The organism is Rhizobium sp. SEMIA 4085 (genome assembly GCF_013004495.1).
Classification (GTDB): Bacteria; Pseudomonadota; Alphaproteobacteria; order Rhizobiales; family Rhizobiaceae; genus Rhizobium; species Rhizobium gallicum.
Genome location: NZ_JABEPH010000404.1, coordinates 1 through 4,926, shown reverse-complemented (window position 1 = coordinate 4,926; position 4,926 = coordinate 1). Strand labels below are relative to the sequence as shown.

Annotated in this window: 3 protein-coding genes and 2 pseudogenes; 4 read left to right on the top strand and 1 reads right to left on the bottom strand. The window is 54.9% G+C overall.

Translation table 11 applies throughout. The annotated features are described in order from the left end of the window. Positions 1-71: 71 nt before the first annotated feature. From C9413_RS27655 to C9413_RS27640, 4 genes and pseudogenes are all read left to right on the top strand, one after another. Positions 72-641: pseudogene (locus C9413_RS27655) on the top strand (TIM barrel protein); the annotation flags it as partial. A gap of 187 nt (positions 642-828) precedes the next feature. Further along, a complete protein-coding gene (locus C9413_RS27650) occupies positions 829-1,653 on the top strand; it encodes an MBL fold metallo-hydrolase (protein WP_040114761.1) in 825 nt (274 codons plus the stop codon). A gap of 38 nt (positions 1,654-1,691) precedes the next feature. Further along, the gene (locus tag C9413_RS27645) at positions 1,692-3,347 is read left to right on the top strand and encodes a thiamine pyrophosphate-dependent enzyme (RefSeq protein WP_040114760.1); all 1,656 of its coding nucleotides are present in this window, start codon (positions 1,692-1,694) and stop codon (positions 3,345-3,347) included. A gap of 341 nt (positions 3,348-3,688) precedes the next feature. Then, positions 3,689-4,492 (top strand): annotated as a pseudogene (locus C9413_RS27640) (aldehyde dehydrogenase family protein); the annotation flags it as partial. 44 nt (positions 4,493-4,536) lie between these two features. Here C9413_RS27640 and C9413_RS27635 read toward each other — a convergent pair. Next, positions 4,537-4,926: alpha/beta hydrolase (locus C9413_RS27635; protein ID WP_170251183.1), on the bottom strand; the 390-nt coding region annotated here is incomplete at its 5' end.

Below are 4,926 nucleotides of genomic sequence, written 5' to 3'. Positions count from 1 at the left end.
AATGATGGCAGTCGCTACGGACATCTACAGTAGTTCGCTCGTCGGCAGCGTCAGAGTGGTATAAGAGACAGCTTCAGGATTGGATAAAGCCACGATTCGCGGCGGCGGGCTCCATCTTCCAAGAGTTGGCGGAATATAGTGCCGATAAGAGAGTGAAGCTCGCCATTGAGCCCGTCAAGAATTGGGAAACGCCTGGGCCGACCATGGTCTCGGAAGCGCTGGATTTTCTCGAAAGCGCCGACATTCCGGTCTGTGGCGTCACGGTCGATACAGCGCAGGTCGTGATGGAAAGCCAGGGGCCGGCAATCTTCAGGAAAAATGTCGCCCGTGCCGCACAGCAGAGCCGGCTGAATTACGTTCATATCTCAGCACCGGACCGGGGCGCTGTCAAAGACAGCTGGATTCCCTGGGAGATTATGTTGGGCGAAATCGAGCCGGTTTATTCGGGCCCCTATCTCGTCGAAGTCTTTAACGCGATTCCACCCTTCGAGAGCTCGATGAGAATGACGCGCAGACGCTTCTGGCGGCCCGATGAGGACGCGCCGGAGGCGGGCGTCGACAGCGCCTACGACGTTGCGCGCGCCGCCCTGAAGACATTGGAGGAAAAGATCGATTCCCACGGTCGTCGATCTTATCCGTGATGGCGCTCAGCCGCGCATGTTGGAAACTACTCCAGGATGCTGGGGAGCCTTCATCTCCGAGAAGGCGCCTCAAAGGGCACCTCCATCCAGCACCTCCGGGGACGGCATGGTGGCCAATCCTGTCTGACCGCCCTGCCCGAGTAAACGTCAAACCTCAACAAACGACCTTTCAATCAGGGAGATACCTATGGTGGCGCAATTGCCGGATCCCATTAAAATCGTCAGGCGAGCAGGCGATGTCCGTATTCATACTTTCATTTCAGCTTTCACGGATGACAACATCGCCAATGCAACGCACATAATCGAAAGCAGGAACAAGCTTGTTCTTGTCGATGGGCAATTTCTCGTTCCCTATGCGCGGCAATTCAGGGAGTATGCCAACAGTATCGGCAAGGAGATCGACCGGATTTACCTGTCGCACAGGCATCCCGACCATTGGTTCGGCCTGGGAGCCGCATTCAGCGACATTCCGATTTATGCATTGCCGAAAACGATAGAGTTCCTGCAGCAGCATGGGAAGGATTCCCTGAATGACCATTGGAAAATGGGCAACCTCGCTCCGAAGAGCCTGGTAATTCCCGAAAAAACTGTCCACGCCGGCGAGGAAATCATCGACGGAGTCAAATACGTATTTGATGAAGTCGTTGATACGGAGATCGATTTTCTTCTCACCATAGGTCTTCCGGGCGTGGGTGTTTTCATTGCGCAAGACCTGATCTACAGCGGAACGCACCTTTACCTTACGAAATACATGGAGCATTGGATTGGGATTTTGCAGGGTATGCTGCTGTCCGACTATGAGCTGTTCCTTCCCGGTCACGGCTTTCCAGCTGACAAAAACGAGCTTGCCAAAAATATAGAATATTTGTCCGTTGCCATGGAGGCCGCCGGCGACGGACTCACCAATGATACTTTCAAACGCTTCATGCTGGAAAGATTTCCCGAACGAAAATGCCCCGCAATATTCGACATATACATACCTCGCTTATTCGATGACGCGAGCGAGTTTTAATATACGTCAATTGTCGTCAACAGGGGAGCCGTTGGAACATGGACGAGACATACACGGTTGGGCAATATCTGGTCGACAGACTTCGCGAACTGGGCCTGGGACACCTGTTTTCCATAGCGGGCGATTATTCGATCGAATGGGTGAACAGTTATGTCGAGAAAAGCGATATTCAGGTCATTGAAGAGGTGAATGAACTGAATGCCGGTTATGCGGCTGACGGCTATGCGAGACTGAAAGGAATTGGTGCGCTGTGCGTAACCTATTCCGCAGGCGCGCTTTGCGCAACAAATGCGATCGCCGGATCTTACGTCGAGAAAGTGCCGGTTGTTCTGATCAACGGTGCGCCAAGCATCAAGAAAACGCTCACATTCGAACAGACCGGCTACAGTTCGCATCATTTTATCAGCGGGCGGGAAACGGATCTTCAGGTGTTCGAATACATAACGGCCGCTGCCGTCCGCATCGATAGCCCTCATCTTGCGCCAATGCTCATAGATTATGCGCTGACGCAGTGCATCACGGAAAGACGTCCGGTCTATATCGAGTTGCTGGAGGATATGGTGGACCTGGAATGCGCGCGCCCGTCGAATGCATTAAAAGCGGCGCCGGTCATATCCGACGAGGACAGTCTCAATCAGTCGATCGCGCAAATCAGCGAAAGATTGCAAAACGCTACCAAACCCCTGATCTGGATCGGTGTCGAGGTCGACCGGTTTGGCCTTCACCATCAGGCGGAGCGGCTCATTCGAGACCTCAAAATTCCCTACGTGACCGAGCTCTTGAGCAAGGCCATCCTGTCGGAAGACGATGCACAATTTGCCGGGGTGTTTGATGGCAAATCGTCATCACCCTACGTCCAGTCTTTGGTCAAAGACTCCGACTTCGTATTGGCGCTGGGCGTCTGGTTGACTGATATCAATGATTTGGGCTGGCCTATCGATCTCGATAAAACCGCATTCGCCTCCTGGGATACAGTGAAATATGGCACGAGCTTCAACGCACAGGTTTCGCTGGCGGATCTCGTCAACGGCTTGATTGATAAAAGGTTGACGTGCAAAGCCCAACGTCTTCCAACGAAAACAGCCCGGCTAGCGCCGGTCGTGAATCCGGCAGGCGAAATTACATATCAGGGCTTCTACGATTTCATTCAGCACCAGATCGACGGAAATACTATCGTTGGTGCCGACGCGAGTTTGAATTATTTCGGGAGCCTGCTTCTTGAAGTGGGTGCTCGCCGCGGTTTCATCGTACAGTCATCCTATTCGGCGATCGGTTATATCGGCCCGGCCGCGACCGGGGTTTCGCTGGCCAAGCAAGACAAACAGAGGCTGATCGTCTTTGCGGGAGATGGCGGGTTTCAGATGACCGCTCAATGCCTCTCGACACAAGCCCATTTCAATCTCAACCCGATCATCTTCGTGATGGACAACGGCATCTATGGCGTGGAGCAATGGCTTGCCGATGCATCGGTTTTCCATGGTGACAAGCCGTTCTACAATTCATGCATCCTGCACCGATGGAATTACAGCAAGTTGGCAGAGGTCTTTGGCTGCCAAGGCTGGAAAGTGGACACCTATGGCGAACTGGAGGAAGCCATAAATGGCGCCAAAGAGAACCTGAACAGTCCGTCCATCATCCAGGTTGTCGTGCCTCAGCGGTCGATCCCCGATAACGCGAACTGGAAAGCAAACTAGAGTGGCCGATGTCGCAATTATTCTGGGTCTTCAATCCTTGCTGGACCACCAGGCAAACCCGTGAAGGGACAATCAATGGTGATTGAGCACGATTCAGCCGACGCGATGGTCTTGAGGGGGATCGAACCGTCAACCCATTCCGCGTCGACAGGGGCACCACTGGCCGTCAGATGCCGCCAATTGCCCGCTCGCGGATCAGGTCTATCAACCCCCGCAGCTTAGCCGGCATGTGCCGGCGTTGAGAGAAGTAGAGGCTGAGCCTCGATAGTGGGGGCTCCACTCTTTCACAACGGGGATGAGCCTGCCCTAAGCAATATGTCGTGCGACGCCGTGTTCTCCCATTGACCGCTTACGGCAACGTCGTTGGATTAGCACTGACCACGCACCGCGATGTGTCGAAGATCACCTTCACCGAGTCCACTGTCACCGGCCGTGCCATCGTCCAGACGGCAGCGGAAACGATGAAGCGCGTGACGATGGAGCTTGGCGGCAAGAGCCCCAGCATCATCCTCGACGATGCCGATCTTGACGTCGCCATCCCGCAGGTGCTGTCAGCAGGCTTCCGCAACAGCGGCAAGCCTGCATAGCCGGAACCCGCATTCTTGCTCCCGACAGCAGACTTGGCGACATCGAGGAACGTCTCCAGCAAGCGGTCAAGGACTGCAAGGCGACAGATACTTCCGACAGACAGATCCAGGTCGGGCCGATGGTGAGCCAGAAGCAATGGGATCGCGTGCAGGACTATATTCGACTGGAAAGAAGGAAGGAGCCACCTTGCTCGCCGGTGGCGAAGGACGGCCGGAGGGTTTGTCAGGCGGGAGGTTCGTGCAGCCGACCATCTTTACCGGCGTTCGCAACGACATGCGCATCGCCCGGCCTGTCCTCTCGCTCATCTCGTATCACGATGAGGAGGATGCCATCGCGATTGCAAATGACACCGATTATGGCCTGCAGGCCCAGGTGTTCTCCTTGGACATAAACCGGGCGAAACGAGTTGCAGACCGGATTGAAGCGGGCCGCGTCATTATCAATGGCGCGCCTCATGAACCTCTGGCTCCCTTCGGTGGCTTCAAGCAGGCTTCGGAAGCGAATTCGGCGCGTTCGGGCTCGAAGCCTTTCTCGAACCCCGCGCTGTGCTGGGCTAGAGAAAGAAAGCCGCGCAGCTACAGGAAGCTGCGCCGCCTTTTATTCAGTTACCCTCGGCAATTTTCCGGTCCAGGAAGTCGTGAATGAGCGGGGCCATGACATCCAGCTTGTCTTCCAGCGCGAAATGTCCGGTATCCAGCAGGTGCAATTCAGCGTCGGGAAGGTCACGAAGATAAGGACGCGCTCCCTCTGAGGGAAAGATCTTGTCGTTCTTACCCCACACGATCAACGTCGGCGGCTTGCGTTCGAGAAAGAATGCATGGAATTGCGGGTAGAGGGGAACGTTGGTCCGGTAATCATCGAAGAGATCAAGCTGGATGTCATTGTTGCCGGGACGATCGAGCAGCGCCTGATCGTGAACCCAGTTGTCCGGGCTGATGCGGCTTAGATCGCTCATGCCATCGGTATACTGGAATTTCGTGGTCTCCAGGGT